Here is an 18,636-nt window from a genome sequence, read left to right on the forward strand (position 1 = left end):
GACGTGGACAGTGGAAACTTGTCAGTGGACAGACCATCCCCCGTCGGTGGATGACGCCGGGAGCAATGACAACAATCCACTGCCCCGTCCCGTCCTCCACAGGACCACCAGCACCGCCCCACACAGCCTGGCTCCCGCAGTGACCTGCACGGACGTGAGATGTCCACAGTGTCCACACCACCGACGACGAAGACGAGACCCCACTTCAAGATCGCTTGTGAATAACAAGATCTGGCCGGGCGGTGGAACTCCACTCTCGTCCTGAGCGTCGGTGCACTCGCGTAAGGTTTCCCGTGCGCAGCACCATGCGCTGCGCCGTCATGCTCCGAGAGAGGTCAACAATCGTGAAGCTCAGGGTCGAACGGGACGTCCTTGCCGAGGCCGTCGCCTGGACAGCTCGCTCCCTTCCCGCGCGCCCGCCGGTCCCGGTGCTCGCCGGTGTCCGCCTGGAGGCGAGCAGCGAGGGGTCCCTCACCCTGTCGACCTTCGACTACGACGTCTCGGCCCGCTCCGCGGTCCCCGCGGCCGTCGAGGAGGCCGGGGTCGTGCTCGTCTCGGGCCGCCTCCTCGCCGACATCGCCAAGTCCCTCCCGGCCAAGCCCGTGGACCTCACGCTGGACGGCACCAAGGTCGTGCTCCGCTGCGGCGCCAGCCGGTTCACACTTCTCACCATGCCGGTGGAGGACTACCCGGCGCTCCCTGCGATGCCCGAGCTCTCCGGCACCATCGACGCCGACGTCCTCACCGAGGCCGTCGCCCAGGTGAGCATCGCCGCGAGCCGCGACGAGACGCTGCCGCTGCTCACCGGCGTCCGGGTCGAGATCGAGGGCGAGAAGCTCACGCTCATGGCCACCGACCGCTACCGCCTCGCGATGCGTGAGCTCAGCTGGCACCCGAGCGACCCTTCGATCTCCTCCGTCGCCCTCATCCGGGCACGCACGCTCTCCGACGTCGCCAAGTCGCTCACGAGCGCCGGCAGCGTCGACGTCGCGCTCGGGGGCGAGTCCGCCTCGCTCGTCGGCTTCGCTGCTGGCGGCCGGCAGACCACCTCGCTGCTTGTCGAGGGTGACTACCCGCCCGTGCGTCGTCTCTTCCCGGACGAGACGACCACCCACGCCGTCGTCGCCACAGCCGCCCTCGTCGAGGCCGCCCGCCGTGTCTCCCTCGTCGCTGAGCGCAACACCCCCATCCGCCTGAGCTTCTCCGACGGTCAGGTAGTCCTCGAGGCAGGCCAGGGCGAGGACGCACAGGCCTCGGAGGTCCTCGAGGCCACGCTCGTCGGCGAGGACATCGTCACCGCCTTCAACCCGCACTACCTGCTCGAGGGCCTGGGGGCGCTGACCACCGACTTCGTGCGTCTGTCCTTCACCCACCCGAGCAAGCCGGCCGTCATGACCGGTCAGGGCAGCGCCGAGGGGGAGAGCGAGCACGAGTTCCGCTACCTCCTCATGCCCATCCGGTTCGCCGGCTAGCCACGCTCCGGGTACGTTCGCAGCAGCCGTCCACGAGAGGAGCAGACATGCACATCGGCATGGTCGGTCTGGGCAAGATGGGCGGCAACATGCGCCAGCGCATCGAGGCCGCCGGGCACACCGTCACCGGGTACGACACCAACCCGGAGATCAGCGACGTCGCCACCCTCGCCGAGCTCGCCGAGGCGCTACCTTCCGGCAACCGCGTCGTGTGGATCATGGTCCCCGCGGGTGCGCCCACCCTGGCGGTCCTCGAGGAGCTCGCCGCCCGTCTGGGCGCCGGTGACCTCGTCATCGAGGGCGGGAACTCCTACTACCGCGACGACCAGACCAACGCGGCCATGCTCGCCGAGCGGGGCATCGGTTACATCGACGCCGGTATCTCCGGCGGCGTGTGGGGCCGCGAGTACGGCTACGGCACGATGGTGGGCGGCAGCGTCGAGGACGTCGAGCGCGCGATGCCGATCTTCGACGCCCTGCGCCCCGACGGGCCCCGCGAGGAGGGCTTCGTCCACGCCGGCGGCGTCGGCGCCGGGCACTTCTCCAAGATGGTGCACAACGGCATCGAGTACGGGCTCATGCAGGCCTACGCAGAGGGTTACGAGATCATCGCGTCGCGATCCGACCTCGTCCCCGACGTCGCGGCCGTGCTGCGCGCGTGGCAGCGCGGCACCGTCGTCCGCTCGTGGCTCCTCGAGCTGCTCGTTGACGCCCTCGAGGGCGACCCGGGCCTCGCGAGCGTCGACGACTACGCCAACGACTCCGGCGAGGGCCGCTGGACCCTTGAGGAAGCCGTCGACAACGCCGTGCCCGCCCCGACGATCTCCGCCGCCCTCTTCGCCCGCTTCGCCTCCCGGCAGGAGCAGTCTCCCGCCATGAAGGCGATCGCCGCCCTCCGCGAGGAGTTCGGGGGACACGCGGTCCGTCGCGCCGACGAGCGCTGAGGATGTACGTCTCCAACCTCTCTCTGCACGACTTCCGCTCCTACACCGAGCTGGTCCTCGCGCTCGACCCGGGCGTCACCGCATTCGTGGGGCACAACGGCCAGGGCAAGACGAACATCGTCGAGGCCGTCGCCTACCTCGGGACCTTCTCCAGCCACCGCGTCGCTTCCGACGCCGCGCTCGTGCGGCACGGCACGGGCGGCGCCGTCGTGCGGGCCAAGGCCAACCGCGGGGGACGCGAGACCCTCGTGGAGCTCGAGATCGTCGCGGGCAAGGCGAACCGGGCGCGTCTCAACCGGGCGCCGGTCAGCCGGACCCGCGATGTCCTGGGCATCGTGCGCAGCGTCGTCTTCGCGCCCGAGGACCTCGAGCTCGTCAAGGGCGACCCCCAGGCGCGCCGCCGCTTCCTCGACGACCTCCTCGTGCTCCTCACCCCGCGGCTGGGCGGCGTCCGCAGCGAGTACGACAAGATCCTGCGCCAGCGCGGCGCGCTCCTCAAGACGGCCGGCGCCGCGCGCCGGCGCGGCTCCAGCCCGGACCTGTCCACGCTCGACGTGTGGGACCGCCACCTCGCCGCGGCGGGCGCAGAGATCACCGCCGCCCGCATCGACCTCCTCCACCGGTTGCGGCCGCGGACGGCGCAGGCCTACGAGCAGGTGAGCGCCGGCCAGGGTGACGCCCACCTCGGCTACCGCTCCGCGCTCCTCGGAGTCGACGGCGAGGGCGAGGCCACCCCCGAGGAGGAGGGTGCGCTCACCGACGTGACCCAGCTCGAGGAGCGGCTCGTCGAGGCGATGTCCCGGGTCCGGAGCAAGGAGATCGACCGCGGCGTGAGCCTCGTCGGCCCGCACCGGGACGACCTCGTCCTCACCCTCGGCGGGCTCCCCGCCAAGGGCTACGCCAGCCACGGGGAGTCGTGGTCCTACGCCCTGGCCCTCCGGCTCGCCTCCTTCGACGTGCTCTCGGAGGACGACGACGGCGGACCCGTCCTCATCCTCGACGACGTCTTCGCCGAGCTCGATGTCCGTCGGCGCGAGCGGCTGGCGACCATGGTCGGCGGGGCCGAGCAGGTCCTCATCACCGCGGCCGTCGCCGAGGACGTCCCCGAGTCGCTGCGCGGGGCGCGCTTCACGGTCTCCAAGGGTGAGGTCACCCGTGAGTGACGGCAGGGCCCAGGAGCCGGAGGAGGAGACGAGGTCCTCGGCCGCTCGCCAGGCCCTGGCCCGCGCCCGCGCCGCTGCCGCGGCCAAGGGCCTGCGACGCACCGCCGCCGGACGGCCCGTTCCCGGCAAGCGCCGCTTCCACCCCGGGCCGGGGTTCGGGGACGTCGGCAGCGGCTCCGGCCCCTCCCGCCGCGACCCGCAGATGCTCGGCCCGATCGTCGACAAGATCCTCACCGAGCGTGGCTGGACCGCGCCGGTGAGCCTGGGCGGCGTCGTCGGCCGCTGGCGCGAGATCGTCGGGGACCAGCTCGCCGACCACTGCGTCGTCGAGACCTTCGACGAGTCCGTGCTCGTCGTCCGCGCCGACTCCACCGCCTGGGCCACGCAGCTGCGGCTGCTCCAGCCCCAGCTGGAGCGTCGGCTGGCCGAGGAGGTCGGTGAGGACGTTGTGGAGAAGATCGTCATCCGCGGACCCGGTGGGCCGAGCTGGACGCGCGGGCCGCGATCGGTCCGGGGCCGAGGACCGCGCGACACCTACGGCTGAGCCCGCTCGCGAGGGCGCTGACGGGCGACCTATCACACTGTGGATGACCTTGTGGATATGCGGTGATTCGGGCCCCCACGCAGTAGAATCGGGTGACCCCGCCCGCGGGGTGTCGGCTGGAGTCACACCCCCGGGCAGCTGTGGTGCCAGGTGCACCGTCCCGGACCAGGCGACGATGCGGTACTGCGCCGCGACGAATGACGAGGAGAGCCCCAGACAGTGGCTGACGAGATGCCCCCGAGCCCCGGGACGAGCCAGCAGGACGCCGGCTACGACGCAACGAACATCACCGTTCTCGAGGGCCTGGAGGCCGTCCGCAAGCGGCCGGGCATGTACATCGGCTCCACCGGTGAGCGCGGCCTGCACCACCTCGTCTACGAGGTCGTCGACAACTCCGTCGACGAGGCGCTCGCCGGCCACGCGAGCACCATCGACGTGACGATCCTGCCCGACGCCGGCGTGCGCGTCGTCGACGACGGCCGGGGCATCCCGGTGGACATCGTCGAGTCCGAGGGCAAGCCCGCCGTCGAGGTCGTCCTCACCGTCCTGCACGCCGGCGGCAAGTTCGGCGGCGGCGGCTACGCCGTCTCCGGGGGTCTGCACGGCGTGGGTGTCTCCGTCGTCAACGCCCTGTCAACGCGGCTGCACGTCGAGGTGCACCGCGCCGGCGACATCTGGCGCCAGAGCTACCAGGACGGCGTCCCCACCGCTCCCCTCGCCCGCGTGGGCAGCACCGAGCGCACCGGCACGACCGTGACGTTCTGGCCCAACGCCGACATCTTCGAGACCACCGACTTCGACTTCGAGACGCTGCGCGCCCGCTTCCAGCAGATGGCGTTCCTCAACAAGGGCCTGCGCCTCACCCTCACCGACGAGCGCGCCGGCGTCACCGACGCGGGCGACGAGGTCACCGGTGACGACGAGGGCACCGCCGACGACGCCCACCCCGGCCGCCGGGAGGTCACCTACCAGTACGAGAACGGGCTGCGTGACTACGTCGCGCACCTCAACTCGGCGAAGAAGGTCGAGCTCGTCAACCCCGAGATCATCGACATCGAGTCCGAGGACACCGACCGGCAGATCTCCCTCGAGATCGCCATGCAGTGGACCAGCGCGTACTCCGAGTCGGTCCACACCTACGCGAACACGATCAACACCTCCGAGGGGGGCACCCACGAGGAGGGCTTCCGCTCCGCGCTCACCTCCCTCATCAACCGGTACGCCAAGGACAAGGGCCTCCTCAAGGACAAGGACGACAACCTCACCGGGGACGACATCCGTGAGGGGCTGACCGCCGTCATCTCCATCAAGCTCGGCGAGCCCCAGTTCGAGGGCCAGACGAAGACCAAGCTCGGCAACACCGAGGCCCGCACCTTCGTCCAGCAGGTCGTCTACAGCCACCTCGGCGACTGGCTCGACGCGCACCCGAACGAGGCCAAGGACGTCATCCGCAAGGCTCTTCAGGCCGCGGCGGCGCGGATGGCCGCCCGCAAGGCCCGCGAGGCCACGCGACGCAAGGGTGCCCTCGAGTCCGCCTCGATGCCCGGTAAGCTCAAGGACTGCTCCAGCCGTGACGCGACGAAGTCCGAGATCTTCATCGTCGAGGGCGACTCCGCCGGCGGCTCGGCCGTGCAGGGCCGCGACCCCGAGCACCAGGCGATCCTGCCGCTGCGCGGGAAGATCCTCAACGTCGAGAAGGCCCGCCTCGACCGTGCCCTGGGCAACCAGGAGATCCAGGCGCTCATCACCGCCTTCGGCACCGGGATCGGGGAGGACTTCGACATCGCCAAGCTGAGGTACCACAAGATCGTGCTCATGGCGGACGCCGACGTCGACGGCCAGCACATCACCACGCTGCTGCTCACCATGCTCTTCCGGTACATGCGCCCGCTCATCGAGGGCGGCCACGTCTACCTCGCCCAGCCGCCGCTCTACCGGCTCAAGTGGTCCAACGCGTCGCACGAGTACGTGTACACCGACCGCGAGAAGGACGCCCTCCTCGCCGAGGGCGCCGCGGCCGGCAAGCGACTGCCCAAGGACAGCGGGATCCAGCGCTACAAGGGTCTGGGCGAGATGAACGAGCAGGAGCTGTGGGACACGACGATGGACCCCGACACCCGCACGCTGCGGCAGGTCACGGTGGGAGAGGCCGCGGCCGCGGACGAGGTCTTCTCTGTGCTCATGGGCGAGGACGTCGAGTCCCGTCGTGAGTTCATCCAGCGCAACGCGCACGACGTGCGCTTCCTGGACATCTAGACCTCCCTGCCCCGCTCTGCCTGCCGAAGGATAGAAGGACGAAGTGACCCAGCCCCCCATCGACCACGTCGAGCAGGTCGACCTCAAGCTCGAGATGCAGCGCTCGTACCTCGACTACGCGATGAGCGTCATCGTCGGGCGAGCGCTGCCGGACGTCCGCGACGGACTCAAGCCGGTCCACCGCCGCGTGCTGTACGCGATGTACGACGGCGGGTACCGCCCCGACGCGTCGTTCAACAAGTGCTCGCGCGTCGTCGGCGAGGTCATGGGGCAGTACCACCCGCACGGTGACACCTCGATCTACGACGCCCTCGTGCGTCTCGTGCAGCCGTGGTCACTGCGCTACCCGCTCATCGCCGGGCAGGGCAACTTCGGCTCCGCGGGCAACCTCGGCGCCGCGGCCCCGCGGTACACCGAGTGCAAGATGGCGCCGCTGGCCATGGAGATGGTTCGCGACATCGACCAGGCCACCGTCGACTTCCACGACAACTACGACGGCAAGAACCAGGAGCCGGACGTCCTGCCGGCCCGGTTCCCCAACCTCCTCGTCAACGGGTCCGAGGGCATCGCCGTCGGCATGGCCACCCGCATCCCGCCGCACAACCTGCGCGAGGTCGCGTCGGGTGTCCAGTGGTTCCTCGACAACCCCGAGGCGAGCAAGGAGGAGCTGCTCGAGGCGCTCCTGGAGCGCATCAAGGGTCCCGACTTCCCCACCGGCGCGACGATCCTCGGTCGCCGCGGGATCGAGGACGCCTACCGCACCGGCCGCGGCTCCATCACCCAGCGCGCCGTCGTCAACGTCGAGGAGATCCAGGGCCGGCAGTGCCTCGTGGTCACCGAGCTGCCCTACCAGGTCAACCCGGACAACCTCGTCACGAAGATCGCCTCCCTCGTCCACGACGGGCGCCTCCAGGGCATCGCCGACATGCGCGACGAGTCCTCCGGCCGCGCCGGCCAGCGCCTCGTCATCGTGCTCAAGCGTGACGCCGTCGCCAAGGTCGTCCTCAACAACCTGTACAAGCACACCCAGCTGCAGGACAACTTCCCGGCGAACATGCTCGCCCTCGTCGACGGCGTGCCCCGCACACTTAGCCTCGACGCCTTCATCCGCCACTGGGTGACCCACCAGATCGACGTCGTCGTCCGCCGCACCCGCTTCCTGCTCAACCGGGCCGAGGAGCGCATCCACATCCTGCGCGGCCAGCTCAAGGCCCTCGACATGCTCGACGAGGTCATCGCGCTCATCCGCGCCTCCGAGAGCGGGGACGCCGCCCGCGCGGGGCTCATGGACCTCCTCGACATCGACGAGGTGCAGGCCGACGCGATCCTCGCGATGCAGCTGCGCCGCCTCGCGGCCCTCGAGCGCCAGAAGATCGTCGACGAGCACAACAAGATCGAGGCGGAGATCCGGGAGTACAAGGACATCCTCGCCGCCCCGCAGCGGCAGCGGACCATCGTCGCCGAGGAGCTCGGCTCCATCGTCGCGAAGTACGGCGACGAGCGACGCACGACCGTCGTGCCCTACGAGGGCGACATGTCGATGGAGGACCTCATCCCCGAGGAGGACGTGGTCGTCACGATCACCCGGGGCGGCTACGCCAAGCGCACGCGGACGGACAACTACCGGTCCCAGCGCCGCGGCGGCAAGGGCGTGCGCGGCGCGCAGCTGCGCGAGGACGACATCGTCGAGCACTTCTTCGTCACCACGACCCACCAGTGGCTGCTCTTCTTCACCAACATGGGCCGCGTCTACCGCGCCAAGGGCTACGAGCTGCCCGAGGGAGGCCGGGACTCCAAGGGCCAGCACGTGGCCAACCTCCTGGCCTTCCAGCCCGACGAGCGCATCGCGCAGGTCGTGGCGCTGCGCAGCTACGAGGACGCCGACTACCTCGTCCTCGCCACGCGCACCGGCCTGGTGAAGAAGACCCGTCTGCAGGAGTACGACACCAACCGCACCGGCGGCATCATTGCAATCAACCTCCGCGAGGATGCCGCCGGCGAGCGGGACCGCCTCGTCTCCGCCCAGCTCGTCAACAGCGAGGACGACCTGCTCCTCGTGTCGCGCAAGGGCCAGTCGATCCGCTTCACCGCGACCGATGAGGCGCTGCGCCCGATGGGCCGCTCGACCTCCGGCGTCACCGGGATGAAGTTCCGCGAGGACGACGAACTGCTCGCCATGGACGTCGTGCGTCCCTGGTACGAGAACGCGGCGCTGTTCGTCGTCACCGAGGGCGGGTACGCCAAGCGCACCGCCGTGGAGGAGTACCGGGTCCAGGGCCGCGGCGGGCTGGGTATCAAGGTCGCCAACCTCGTCGAGGCGCGCGGCGACCTCGTCAGCGCGCTGCTCACCAGCCCGGAGGACGAGGTGCTCGTCATCATGGAGCGCGGCAAGATCGTCCGGTCCGCGGTGGCCGAGGTCAGCCTCACCGGCCGCAACACCCAGGGCGTCATCTTCGCCAAGCCCGACAAGGGCGACCGGATCATCGCCGTCGCCCGCAACGCCGAGCGCGACGCCGATGGCGTAGCGTCGACCCCTGACGAGACCGAGGAGCCCGCCGAGGGCGACGATGGAGGAGACGCATGAGCAGCACCACGCCCGGCCAGGGCGGCGCGGGGGACGTGACCCCGCCCGACGGTGAGTCACCCCGCCCGTCCCAGCAGGACCGTGCTGCGATGCGGACGAGTCTCGCCGAGCGCTTCGCCGCGGCGCGCGGCGTGGAGGAGCACCCCGTCGTGCCCCGTCCCGACGACTCCGCACCGGTGAGTGACACAGCCACCAGCCAGGTCCTGCCCGGCTCTTCCGGGGTCGCCGGCGGCACGGCCACGGCACCCCGCTACGGCGCCTCGGCCACGAGCACCTCCGGTCCGGCCACGGCACCCCAGCAGGCGGCTCAGCCGGCCCAGCGCGGAACGCAGCCCGCCGCCGCTGGCGGCGAGGCGCGCCCGGCGTCCCGGCCCAACCCCGGCCCTCGCCGCGTGCGCCTGTCGGTCGCGCGCGTGGACCCGTGGTCGGTGATGAAGCTGTCCTTCCTCCTGTCGATCGCCGTCGGGATCGGCATCGTCGTCGCGGCGGCCGCGATGTGGTTCGTCCTGGACTCGATGCACGTCTTCGCCGACGTCGAGGAGCTGCTCGTCACGCTCGACTCGGAGAACTTCCTCCGGCTCATGGACTACGTCCAGTTCGACCGGGTCATCTCGATGGCCGCCATCATCGCCGTCGTCGACGTCCTGCTCCTCACGGCACTGTCGACGCTCGGCGCGTTCCTCTACAACATCGTCGCGGCTCTCGTCGGTGGTGTGCACCTGACGCTGACCGACGACTGAACTGTGGCGAACGCGACGTCCCACCGCGCCCCTACGGGTTTGGGAACGGTCCGCGGGCTGGGGTAGTCTGCTGCGGCACCCCCCGGCTACGCGCCGCAGTGCGCCGGGCCTATAGCTCAGACGGTTAGAGCGCTTCCCTGATAAGGAAGAGGTCGCTGGTTCGAGTCCAGCTAGGCCCACCCGACCATCACCCGAGGAGGAGACCCGCATGAAGAAGATCCTCGGACTGGCCACGCTGGCGGGCGCCGGCTACGCCGTCTGGACCAAGGTGAAGGCCGACCGCGAGGAGCGCGAGCTCTGGGCAGAGGTCACCGACAGCTTCGGCGGGAACACCTTCCCCGAGACGGGCACCAGCACCACCGCCTGAGCGCGGGTAGCATTCCCCTGCCGGCTGTGCCGGCATCGGGGGCCATGGCGCAATTGGTAGCGCACCTGCTTTGCAAGCAGGGGGTTGCGGGTTCGAGTCCCGCTGGCTCCACCTCGTGCATGACGGCGGGGCCGATCTCCTCGGCTTCGCGAAGTACCTCCAGCTCCCCGTGCGCTCGCCACGACGTGCAAGACGCCCGGGACCATCAGGTCCCGGGCGTCTGTGCGTGTGTCTCAGGCGTTGCGGGTCGTGTCCACGTCCGTCTCGCCGCGACCGGCGTCGACCGGGGTGGTCTCGGTGGTGACCGCGCCGGCCGACGTCTCCGTCTCCTCCACCACGGTGGCGGCGTCGACTGCAGGCTCGCCCTCCTCCAGGGTGTTGGGCACGGAGGTGACCTGGCCGCCGCTCGAGGCGTCGTCGTTCGGAGTCGTCACAGTGGTGTCCTCCCAGTACTCCTCGGCCCACGGGTCGTCCACGGGCTGGGTACGGCGCCACAGCAGGTAGCCGGTGCCTGCGGCGGCAGTGCCGACGAGGATCCACCCGACCTTCTTGCCGGAGCTCTTCTTCTTGGGCTTGGTGGTCATCGCCTTCTGCGCGGCCTTGCCGGCCTTGGTGGCCTTTTCCGCCACGGTGCCGTTGCCGCCTGCAGCCTCCGCGGCGTCGTGCATCGCCTTCTGCACGCGAGGCAGGTAGTCGTCCACGATCTTGTCGCGGGTGGTGTCGACGACGGGACGTGCCTTCTCGGCAGCGGCCTCGATCTTGGGGGCGGCGACCTTGACGCCGTCCCGCAGCGCCTTGTCGATCTTCGGGGCGGCGACGTCGGTGGCCCAGACCTTGCCCTGTCCGGCGAGGGAGGCAGCGAGCTCGCCGGCCTTGCCCGCCTGCTCGCCGAGGACGTGCCCGAACTCGACGGCCTGCTGGCGGACCTTGTCCGTGTCGACCTCGCGGATCTTCTGCTTGCGCGACATGTGCTCTCCCTCGTGACTGACAGCTACGTGTGGCTCATCGTCCCACCGCGGGCAGAGGAGCGCACCATTCCGGGGGCCGATATCTCGCCGTGCGGCGCGTCAGCGACCCCGTCCTGCCCCCACCCTCCCACGTCCGCGCGCTGACGGCACGGGGCCGCACCTGCGCGCACTGCGGGGGCCGTGAAAGGATCGGAGGCATGGAAGCAACTGTGCACACGAACGTCGGGGACATTGTCATCGAGCTGTTCCCCAACCACGCCCCCAAGACCGTCGACAATTTCGTCTCCCTCGCCAAGGGCGAGCGGACCTGGACCCACCCCGGGACGGGCGAGGAGACGAACGAGCCGCTGTACAACGGCGTCGTCTTCCACCGCGTCATCCCCAACTTCATGATCCAGGGTGGCGACCCGCTGGGCACCGGCACCGGCGGCCCGGGCTACACCTTCGACGACGAGATCCACCCGGAGCTCGACTTCACCCAGCCCTACATCCTCGCCATGGCGAACGCCGGCAAGATCGGTGGACGAGGCACCAACGGTTCCCAGTTCTTCATCACGACGGCGCCGACGACCTGGCTGCAGGGCAAGCACACCATCTTCGGGCGGGTGGCCGACGGCGCGAGCCGCGCGGTGGTCGACACGATCGGCACGACCCCCACCGGGCGCGGCGACCGTCCCGTCGAGGACGTCGTCATCTCCTCGATCACCGTCACCGACTGATCGAATGACCGCGAGTCCGTACGGGCAGGCCGGCACCGACGCGGCGCCGGCCTGCCCGCGGCACCCCGACCGGGTCTCCTACGTCAGGTGTCAGCGCTGCAACCGTCCCGTCTGCCCGGAGTGCCAGCGGCCCGCCCCGGTAGGGGTGCAGTGCGTGGACTGCGTCGCACGTGCCCAGGCCGCGCTGCCCGCCCGGCGCACCGTCTTCGGTGGGCGCGTCCGCGAGGGGCGTCCCGTCGTGACGATCACGATCGTCGCGCTGTGTCTCCTCGCCTACGTTTTCCTGCGGGCGGCGGACGCGCGGGCCGCGCTCGTCTTCGTCCCCTTCGCCGGCGAGAGCGAGCCCTACCGGTTCCTCTCCGCAGCCTTCCTCCACGGGGGCTTCCTCCACCTGGCCGTCAACATGTACGCCCTGTGGATCGTCGGCTCCGTGCTCGAGCCGGCCCTGGGGCGCTGGCGCTTCGCCGCGCTCTACCTCGTCAGTGCGGTGGGTGGCTCGGTCGGGGTCCTGCTTTTCGCCTCCCCGTACGAGGTCGCGTGGATCACCCCGGTGGTCGGCGCCTCCGGCGCGGTCTTCGGGCTCTTCGGGGCCGTGGGGCTCGCAATGCGACGCCTGGGACGGGACACGACGCAGATCCTCGTCCTCATCGTCATCAACACCGTCATCGGTTTCACGATCCCCAACATCGCCTGGCAGGCACACCTCGGCGGCCTCGTCGTCGGTGCGGTGCTCGCCGCGGCGTACGTCTACGCACCGCGCAAGCGGCAGACGGCCACGAGCATCGTGGCGACGGTCCTCGTCGCCGCCGTCGTCGTCGTCCTGGCCACGGCGAAGTACGCGATCACCTGAGTTACACGCCTGTAGTTCTCCACAGGGTTGTGCACACCTGTGGACTTACACTCGTGTATTTCTCCACAGGGCGCTCCACAGCTGTGGGCAACCGTCCGGCCCCGGAGAACGCGGAACGCCGGCTCCCCGAGGGGAACCGGCGCACCGTGGCGGGTGGCGTCAGCGCCAGCGCAAGGTCATGAGGAACCCGACGAGCAGGACGACGAAGCCGATCCCGAGGTTGAGGTTCCCGATCCCCGGGATCGGGCCGGCGGCCTGCACGACGTAGGTGACCACCACCCACAGCATCCCCACGACCATGAGGACGACGGCGGTGGGCACCCACCAGCGGGGACTTTCCTTGACCTCGGCGGGCGCGGTCGGGGGCGTGTACGTCGCCTTCTTCTTGCGGCGCTTGGACTCCGGCACTGTCAGCTCTCCTTCGGGTGTTCCGCCCGGCTGGCGGTACCTCGGCTCTGTACGTGGCGTCGCTGCCCTTCCGAGGCGGCGGCACCTCCCTTAGCGTAGTGGTCGGGAACGGCTGTGGGGGCCAACGCGTTGAGGGGTGGTGAGGATGTCCGAGCGAAGTTCCGCCGACCGCCGACGCGGGTCCGTCGCCGTCGGTGTCGTCGCCGCCCTCGCGGGGGTTCTCTTCGCGACCAGCGCGACCCTCTTCGAGGACGATGCCGACCGTTCCCCGACGAACCTCGTCGACCTCGCCCGCGTCGAGACGGCGCGGCTGGAGGACAACGAGGCGGAGGTGTCCGCCCTGCGCGAGCAGCGTGACGCGCTCGTCGCCGCCCAGCAGCCGCTGCCCGAGCAAGACATCAGGAGCAGCGAGCTCACCGCCCTCGCTGCTGGACGCACGCCCGTGACGGGACCGGGCGTCGTCGTCGAGCTGTGGGACGCGCCCGCGCCGCCCGACCTCACCGCGAGCGGCCTGCACCCGGACGACCTCGTCGTCCACCAGCAGGACCTCGAGGCGGTCATCAACGCCCTGTGGACCGGTGGTGCGGAGGCGATGATGATCCAGGACCAGCGCATCACCTCGACGTCGTCGGTGCGCTGCGTCGGCAACGTCCTGCTCCTCCACGGCCGGCACTACTCCCCGCCCTACCGCATCTCCGCCATCGGTGACCCGGAGGCGCTGCGGGAGGCCGTGGAGACCTCGCCGGACGTGGCGGTCTACCTCCAGTACGTCGACGCCCTTGGGCTGGGCTGGTCCTTTGCGGAGGACGAGGAGATCGAGATGCCGGCCTACACCGGCTCCCTGCGTCTGGACCACGCCCGGGTCGGGTGAACTACGCTCGCCTCAGAACACGTCGACCGACAAAGGACCCCGTGATGGCCACGCTCGACCAGCTCGAGGACCTGCCCTGGCAGCAGGACGGCAACGAGCCTCCGCGCCGTACCCGGCGCCGACGCCAGAAGCGGGGGTTCTTCTCCACGCTCGTGGGCGTGGTCGGAGAGCTCATGATCACCGCGGGCTTGCTCCTAGGCCTGTTCGTCGTGTGGCAGCTGTGGTGGACCGACGTCGAGGCGCACAGCTACCAGGCGGGGGTCCTCGAGGAGTGGGAGAAGCGGGACGACGTCGTCAAGGCGCCCGTCGAGGAGGGCGAGCGGCGCACCGACCCGCCGCCGATCCCTGCAGCCGTCGCCGAGGGCGAGCTGCTCGGGACGATGTACATCCCGCGCCTCGGTGACGACTACCGCGTCACGATCGCCCACGGCGTGGGCCTGGGGGACGTGCTCAACAAGGGCTACATCGGGCACTACCCCGACACCCAGCTGCCCGGCGAGACCGGCAACTTCGCGACGGCGGCGCACCGCCAGTCCTACGGCGCGCCGTACCGGGAGATCGAGCAGATCGTCGTCGGGGACTCCGTCATCGTGGAGACCAACGACGCCTACCTCGTCTACGAGGTGACCGAGACCGAGATCGTCCACCCCTCCCAGGTTGAGGTCATCGCGCCCGTGCCGAACGAGCCGGGCGTCGCCCCGACCGAGCGGATGATCACGCTGACCACCTGCCACCCGCTGTTCTCGGCGGCCGAGCGGTGGATCACCTACGGCGAGTTCCAGTACTGGATCGACAAGAGCGACGGCAAGCCGGCCGAGCTTCTCGAGGAGGGACGCTGATGTACGGCGCACTGTGGCGGGTCCTGCCGGGGCCCGTGTGGTTCCGGGCCATCCTCGCGCTGCTCCTCGCGGCAGCGGTCGTCTACGCCTGCTTCACGTGGCTCTTCCCGGAGATCGCCCCGTACATGCCCTTCAACGAGACGACGATCGAGGACGGCGCATGACCCGGCTCCTCGTCGTCGACAACTACGACAGCTTCGTGTGGACGATCGTCGGCTACCTCGAGCAGCTCGGGGCGAGCACCGTCGTCCAGCGCAACGACGCCGTGACCGCCGACCCGCGCGACTTCGACGGCGTCCTCGTCTCTCCCGGGCCGGGCACTCCCAAGGAGGCCGGCGCCAGCCTCGAGGTCATCGAGCGCTGCGCGGAGCACCGCGTGCCGATGCTCGGGGTGTGCCTGGGCCACCAGGCCCTCGGGGAGCTCTTCGGCGGGACGGTCACCCACGCCACCGAGCTCATGCACGGCAAGACCTCGCCGGTCGAGCATGACGGCTCCGGCGTCTTCGCCGGCCTGCCCACGCCGTTCACGGCCACCCGTTACCACTCCCTCGCCGTCGACGCCGCGACCGTGCCCGAGGACCTCGTCGTCACCGCGACGACGGCCGGTGGCGTCGTCATGGGCCTGCAGCACCGTGAGCTGCCGCTCCACGGCGTGCAGTTCCACCCCGAGTCGGTGCTCACCGAGCATGGCCACCGGCTGCTGGCGAACTGGCTGGCCGTCACCGGGGACGCCGAGGCGCCGGCCCGCAGCGAGGGCATGGCCCCGCTCGTCCGCGCCTAGGGCGTCGCAGTCCGCCGCGCCTGCTCTGGTGTGGAGGACTGGACGTCTGGGGTTCACAGGTCCACACCGAGGAACCAGGCTGCGGACCAGGCGCCCCGCCGGCTGGGGCAGGCGGCGGGCCGGCGTCGAGGACGCCGGCCCGCCGTTTCCGTGTTGTCGCGAGGAGGGCGGTGGCTTACGGGCCGTTGCCCTGGCCGCGGCCGAACTCGCTGTTGCCGGGGCCGTCCGCGGACGTCGCCTCGTCGCTGGGCTCGTCGTCGGGCGGCGGCTCCTCGTCGCTCGGCGGCTCCTCGGTGGTGGGCTCGGGAGTCGTCGGCTCGGGCTCGGGCGGCGCGACGGCGACGACGAGCTCGATGGTGCTCAGGCGTGGCACCGGGCCGGTGCGGTTCTGGTCCAGGACGGTCCCGGGCTCGAAGTCGCCGGAGGGCTGCTCGGTCGGGGTGACGGAGAGGTTGAGCTCGCGTAGTGCCTCGGTGGCGGTCTGGACCGTCTGCCCGGTGAGGTCGGGGACCTCGACGTTGCCGGTGGCGATGTGGAGGACCACCTCGGCGTCCGGCTCGATCGCGACGCCGGCCTCGGGCTCGGTCCGCGCGACGCGGTCCTTCTCGTAGTCCGGGCTGTCGATCGGGGCGTAGGTGATGCGGACCCGGATCCCCAGCTCCTGCTCGGAGAGCTGGTCCTGCGCCTGGCGCTGGCTGAGACCGGTGACGTCGGGCATCTCCACGGCCTCGGGTCCGGCGGAGAAGCGGACGGTGACCGTCTCACCCTCCTCGACCGTCTCGCCGACCTCGGGGTCGGAGCTGACGAAGAGCCCCGGCTCGATCTCGGCGGAGAACTCGGGGTCCCCGATGGCAAAGGTCAGGCCCTCCGCCTCCACGGCCTCGCGGGCCTCCGTCTGGTCCATCCCCTCGAGCGGGGGCACGGTGACCGTCGTCGACGGTGGCGGCTCCTCCTCCCGGTCGTTGGTCAGGAGGAGGTAGGTGACGCCCGCAGCAGCGAGGAGACCGAGGAGCACGAGCAGCCACACCCACCACGGGGAGCGCTTGTTCTCCTCCTCGTCCTCCTCGGGCGCGACGGCGGTGCGCGCGCGGGTGGCCGGCATCGCCTGGGTGGCCTGGCCGGCACCCATGACGGTGGTGGGCTGGCTCGCAGCGGCCGCAGCGGCCGCCCACGAGCTCGTGGCCGGGGCGCTCACCGCGCCGCCGCGGAGCGCGGCCTCGAGGTCGCTGCGCATCGCGTCGGCGTCGGGGTAGCGGTCCTCGCGGTCCTTGGCCAGCGCCTTGAGGACGATGCGGTCCAGCGCCTCGGGGATGTCGGAGGCCACCTCGCTCGGCGGCTTGGGGATCTCGCGCACGTGCTGGTAGGCCACCGCGACGGCGGAGTCGCCGCTGAACGGCGGCTGGCCGGTGAGCAGCTCGTACAGGAGGCAGCCGGTGGAGTAGATGTCCGAGCGGGCGTCCACGACCTCCCCGCGCGCCTGCTCCGGGGACAGGTACTGCGCCGTGCCGACGACGGCGTGGGTCTGGGTCATCGTGGCGGCGGAGTCGGCCATCGCGCGGGCGATGCCGAAGTCCATGACCTTGACCTGACCGGTTGGCGTGAGCATGACGTTGCCGGGCTTGATGTCCCGGTGGACGATCCCCTCGCGGTGCGAGTACGCCAGCGCGGACAGCACCCCGATGACGATCTCGCTCGCCTCGTCGATCGGGACGGCCGAGCCGTCGGTGAGCAGCGAGCGGACGGTGTGGCCCTCGACGTACTCCATGACGATGTACGGCACGTGAGCACGTTCGCCCGCCGAGGTGACGACGTCGTCCTCGCCGGTGTCGTAGACGGAGACGATGGCGGGGTGGTTGAGGGAGCCCGCGGACTGCGCCTCGCGCCGGAAGCGCGCCTGGAAGGTGGGGTCCCGGGCGAGGTCGGAGCGGAGCACCTTGATCGCGACCGTGCGTGAGAGCCGGTTGTCGTAGCCGAGGTAGACCTCGGCCATGCCGCCACGACCGATCAGCTCACGGATCTCGTAACGTCCGGCGAGCACCTTGGGCACTTCGTCCACCACTAGCGGTTCCTCACTGTCAGTTGATCGGTTCGAGACTCCGGGCTGCTGCCCGCCGGCTGGTCCCCGCCCAGGGCAAGGGTACCGAGGGTCAGCGCGAGCACCGCGGCGACGGCGAGACCCGCGCCCACGACGGTGAGCCAGAGCCGGTCAGCGGCCAGCTCCGCCCACGTGGGGCGGCGCCAGCGGCGTGGCGGGTGCGGGGGTACAGCGATGCCGGCGGGTGCGGCGAGGTCGGTGGCGGGCGAGGGCACGTCGTCGGCGACGAGCTCCCTCATCCGACGGGCGACGGCCGCCGCGGACGCCGGCCGCTCGGCCGGGTCCTTGGCGAGCATGGCGGTGACGAGCTCACGGACGGGCGGGGGCACGTCGTCGGGCAGCGGCGGCAGGGGGGTCCTCACGTGCGCCATCGCGATGTCGACCTGGTTGTTGCCCGTGAAGGGCCGCCGGCCGGCGAGGGCCTCGTAAGCGATGACGCCCAGGGCGTAGACGTCGCCTGCCGGCCGGGCGGGACGGCCCATGGCGAGCTCGGGCGGCAGGTACTGGGCGGTGCCCATGACCATGCCGGCGGCCGTGAGGGCGGGTTGCCCGGCGCCGAGGGAGATGCCGAAGTCGGTGAGCTTGGCGGTGCCGTCGGCCACGACGAGGATGTTGGACGGCTTGACGTCCCGGTGGACCACCCCGGCCTGGTGGGCGGCGTGCAGCCCCTCGGCGCACTGGGCAAGGACGGGCAGCAGCCACTGCGGGGACAGGGTCCGCTCCCGCTCGATCACCTCCGACAGCGGCTCGCCGGGCACGTACTCCATGACGAGGAAGCCGCCGCCGTCCTGCTCGCCGTAGTCGAGGAGCACGGCGACGTTGGGGTGGACGACCCCGCTCGCGTTGCGGGCCTCGGCACGCAGGCGGGCGAGGGAGGCGGCGTCCCCGAGGAGGTCCTCGCGCAGCACCTTGGCGGCGACGGTGCGGCCGAGCAGGAGGTCCCGGGCGCGCCACACCTCCCCCATGCCGCCGACGGCGATGCGCTCGGTGAGCTCGTAGCGCTCGCGGAGGAGGTGGCCGGGCCGGATCGCCACG

The 18,636-nt window shown here is 70.9% G+C and carries 18 protein-coding genes and 2 tRNA genes; 16 read left to right on the top strand and 4 right to left on the bottom strand.

Annotated features, from left to right (window positions below):
- Window positions 1-344: 344 nt before the first annotated feature.
- The 10 genes from dnaN to M3148_RS09205 all read left to right on the top strand — a co-directional run bounded on the left by dnaN (window position 345) and on the right by M3148_RS09205 (window position 10,181).
- Window positions 345-1,472, top strand: a complete 1,128-nt coding sequence (gene dnaN / locus M3148_RS09160) for a DNA polymerase III subunit beta (protein ID WP_251304376.1) — start codon at window positions 345-347, stop codon at window positions 1,470-1,472.
- Between the two features lie 47 nt (window positions 1,473-1,519).
- On the top strand, window positions 1,520-2,416 hold the full coding sequence (gnd, locus tag M3148_RS09165; RefSeq protein WP_251304377.1) for a phosphogluconate dehydrogenase (NAD(+)-dependent, decarboxylating): 897 nt from the start codon (window positions 1,520-1,522) through the stop codon (window positions 2,414-2,416).
- 2 nt (window positions 2,417-2,418) lie between these two features.
- Window positions 2,419-3,579 (top strand): DNA replication/repair protein RecF, encoded by a 1,161-nt coding sequence (gene recF / locus M3148_RS09170; RefSeq protein WP_251304378.1) that lies wholly within the window; start codon window positions 2,419-2,421, stop codon window positions 3,577-3,579.
- Window positions 3,572-4,123 (top strand): DUF721 domain-containing protein, encoded by a 552-nt coding sequence (locus M3148_RS09175; protein ID WP_251304379.1) that lies wholly within the window; start codon window positions 3,572-3,574, stop codon window positions 4,121-4,123. The genes recF and M3148_RS09175 overlap by 8 nt, the downstream gene beginning before the upstream one ends.
- A 231-nt stretch (window positions 4,124-4,354) precedes the next feature.
- Window positions 4,355-6,379 (top strand): DNA topoisomerase (ATP-hydrolyzing) subunit B, encoded by a 2,025-nt coding sequence (gyrB, locus tag M3148_RS09180; RefSeq protein WP_251304550.1) that lies wholly within the window; start codon window positions 4,355-4,357, stop codon window positions 6,377-6,379.
- A 94-nt stretch (window positions 6,380-6,473) separates the two neighbouring features.
- Entirely contained in the window at window positions 6,474-8,963 is a 2,490-nt protein-coding gene (gene gyrA / locus M3148_RS09185; protein ID WP_251304551.1) for a DNA gyrase subunit A, read from the top strand.
- Entirely contained in the window at window positions 8,960-9,703 is a 744-nt protein-coding gene (locus M3148_RS09190; protein WP_251304380.1) for a DUF3566 domain-containing protein, read from the top strand. The genes gyrA and M3148_RS09190 overlap by 4 nt, the downstream gene beginning before the upstream one ends.
- A gap of 105 nt (window positions 9,704-9,808) precedes the next feature.
- Window positions 9,809-9,882: transfer RNA gene (locus tag M3148_RS09195), tRNA-Ile, on the top strand.
- A 29-nt stretch (window positions 9,883-9,911) separates the two neighbouring features.
- A complete protein-coding gene (locus tag M3148_RS09200; RefSeq protein ID WP_306469940.1) occupies window positions 9,912-10,070 on the top strand; it encodes a DLW-39 family protein in 159 nt (52 codons plus the stop codon).
- Window positions 10,071-10,108: 38 nt separating this feature from the next.
- Window positions 10,109-10,181 (top strand) — tRNA-Ala (locus tag M3148_RS09205).
- 122 nt (window positions 10,182-10,303) lie between these two features.
- Here the strand turns inward: M3148_RS09205 and M3148_RS09210 are convergent.
- Window positions 10,304-11,038 carry a hypothetical protein gene (locus M3148_RS09210; protein ID WP_251304381.1) on the bottom strand — a complete coding sequence of 245 codons (735 nt, stop codon included), beginning with the start codon at window positions 11,036-11,038 and terminating at the stop codon, window positions 10,304-10,306.
- Window positions 11,039-11,235: 197 nt separating this feature from the next.
- On the opposite strand from M3148_RS09210, the gene M3148_RS09215 reads away from it, so the two are divergent.
- Together M3148_RS09215 and M3148_RS09220 are read left to right on the top strand one after the other, a co-directional pair.
- Window positions 11,236-11,757 carry a peptidylprolyl isomerase gene (locus tag M3148_RS09215; protein WP_251304382.1) on the top strand — a complete coding sequence of 174 codons (522 nt, stop codon included), beginning with the start codon at window positions 11,236-11,238 and terminating at the stop codon, window positions 11,755-11,757.
- 4 nt (window positions 11,758-11,761) lie between these two features.
- A complete protein-coding gene (locus tag M3148_RS09220; protein WP_251304383.1) occupies window positions 11,762-12,607 on the top strand; it encodes a rhomboid family intramembrane serine protease in 846 nt (281 codons plus the stop codon).
- A gap of 159 nt (window positions 12,608-12,766) precedes the next feature.
- Here M3148_RS09220 and M3148_RS09225 read toward each other — a convergent pair whose 3' ends face one another.
- Window positions 12,767-13,015 carry a cell division protein CrgA gene (locus M3148_RS09225; RefSeq protein WP_251304384.1) on the bottom strand — a complete coding sequence of 83 codons (249 nt, stop codon included), beginning with the start codon at window positions 13,013-13,015 and terminating at the stop codon, window positions 12,767-12,769.
- Window positions 13,016-13,160: 145 nt separating this feature from the next.
- On the opposite strand from M3148_RS09225, the gene M3148_RS09230 reads away from it, so the two are divergent.
- From M3148_RS09230 to M3148_RS09245, 4 genes are read left to right on the top strand one after another with little or no spacing between them, the layout of a single operon-like run.
- Window positions 13,161-13,886 (top strand): DUF881 domain-containing protein, encoded by a 726-nt coding sequence (locus M3148_RS09230; protein ID WP_251304385.1) that lies wholly within the window; start codon window positions 13,161-13,163, stop codon window positions 13,884-13,886.
- A gap of 44 nt (window positions 13,887-13,930) precedes the next feature.
- On the top strand, window positions 13,931-14,725 hold the full coding sequence (locus M3148_RS09235) for a class E sortase (protein ID WP_251304386.1): 795 nt from the start codon (window positions 13,931-13,933) through the stop codon (window positions 14,723-14,725).
- On the top strand, window positions 14,725-14,889 hold the full coding sequence (locus M3148_RS09240; RefSeq protein WP_251304387.1) for a hypothetical protein: 165 nt from the start codon (window positions 14,725-14,727) through the stop codon (window positions 14,887-14,889). Before M3148_RS09235 ends, M3148_RS09240 begins: the two co-directional genes overlap by 1 nt.
- Window positions 14,886-15,506 (top strand): aminodeoxychorismate/anthranilate synthase component II, encoded by a 621-nt coding sequence (locus tag M3148_RS09245; protein WP_251304388.1) that lies wholly within the window; start codon window positions 14,886-14,888, stop codon window positions 15,504-15,506. The genes M3148_RS09240 and M3148_RS09245 overlap by 4 nt, the downstream gene beginning before the upstream one ends.
- A 175-nt stretch (window positions 15,507-15,681) precedes the next feature.
- Here M3148_RS09245 and pknB read toward each other — a convergent pair whose 3' ends face one another.
- Window positions 15,682-17,565 (bottom strand): Stk1 family PASTA domain-containing Ser/Thr kinase, encoded by a 1,884-nt coding sequence (pknB, locus tag M3148_RS09250; RefSeq protein ID WP_440136914.1) that lies wholly within the window; start codon window positions 17,563-17,565, stop codon window positions 15,682-15,684.
- Window positions 17,565-18,635, bottom strand: coding sequence for a serine/threonine-protein kinase (locus M3148_RS18300; RefSeq protein ID WP_251304390.1), 1,071 nt, complete (start codon window positions 18,633-18,635; stop codon window positions 17,565-17,567). Before M3148_RS18300 ends, pknB begins: the two co-directional genes overlap by 1 nt.
- Window position 18,636: the final 1 nt, after the last annotated feature.

Origin of the sequence: Georgenia satyanarayanai, assembly GCF_023715365.1 — a bacterium.
GTDB classification, from domain to species: Bacteria; Actinomycetota; Actinomycetes; order Actinomycetales; family Actinomycetaceae; genus Oceanitalea; species Oceanitalea satyanarayanai_B.

What these genes read in the sequence shown, in the direction of transcription:
- gnd (WP_251304377.1), top strand. Translation starts at nt 1,520, where the DNA reads ATGCACATCGGCATGGTCGGTCTGGGCAAGATGGGCGGCAACATGCGC.
- recF (WP_251304378.1), top strand. Translation starts at nt 2,419, where the DNA reads ATGTACGTCTCCAACCTCTCTCTGCACGACTTCCGCTCCTACACCGAG.
- gyrB (WP_251304550.1), top strand. Translation starts at nt 4,355, where the DNA reads ATGCCCCCGAGCCCCGGGACGAGCCAGCAGGACGCCGGCTACGACGCA.
- gyrA (WP_251304551.1), top strand. Translation starts at nt 6,474, where the DNA reads ATGCAGCGCTCGTACCTCGACTACGCGATGAGCGTCATCGTCGGGCGA.
- M3148_RS09190 (WP_251304380.1), top strand. Translation starts at nt 8,960, where the DNA reads ATGAGCAGCACCACGCCCGGCCAGGGCGGCGCGGGGGACGTGACCCCG.
- M3148_RS09200 (WP_306469940.1), top strand. Translation starts at nt 9,912, where the DNA reads ATGAAGAAGATCCTCGGACTGGCCACGCTGGCGGGCGCCGGCTACGCC.
- M3148_RS09210 (WP_251304381.1), bottom strand. Translation starts at nt 11,038, where the DNA reads ATGTCGCGCAAGCAGAAGATCCGCGAGGTCGACACGGACAAGGTCCGC.
- M3148_RS09215 (WP_251304382.1), top strand. Translation starts at nt 11,236, where the DNA reads ATGGAAGCAACTGTGCACACGAACGTCGGGGACATTGTCATCGAGCTG.
- M3148_RS09220 (WP_251304383.1), top strand. Translation starts at nt 11,762, where the DNA reads ATGACCGCGAGTCCGTACGGGCAGGCCGGCACCGACGCGGCGCCGGCC.
- M3148_RS09230 (WP_251304385.1), top strand. Translation starts at nt 13,161, where the DNA reads ATGTCCGAGCGAAGTTCCGCCGACCGCCGACGCGGGTCCGTCGCCGTC.
- M3148_RS09235 (WP_251304386.1), top strand. Translation starts at nt 13,931, where the DNA reads ATGGCCACGCTCGACCAGCTCGAGGACCTGCCCTGGCAGCAGGACGGC.
- M3148_RS09240 (WP_251304387.1), top strand. Translation starts at nt 14,725, where the DNA reads ATGTACGGCGCACTGTGGCGGGTCCTGCCGGGGCCCGTGTGGTTCCGG.
- M3148_RS09245 (WP_251304388.1), top strand. Translation starts at nt 14,886, where the DNA reads ATGACCCGGCTCCTCGTCGTCGACAACTACGACAGCTTCGTGTGGACG.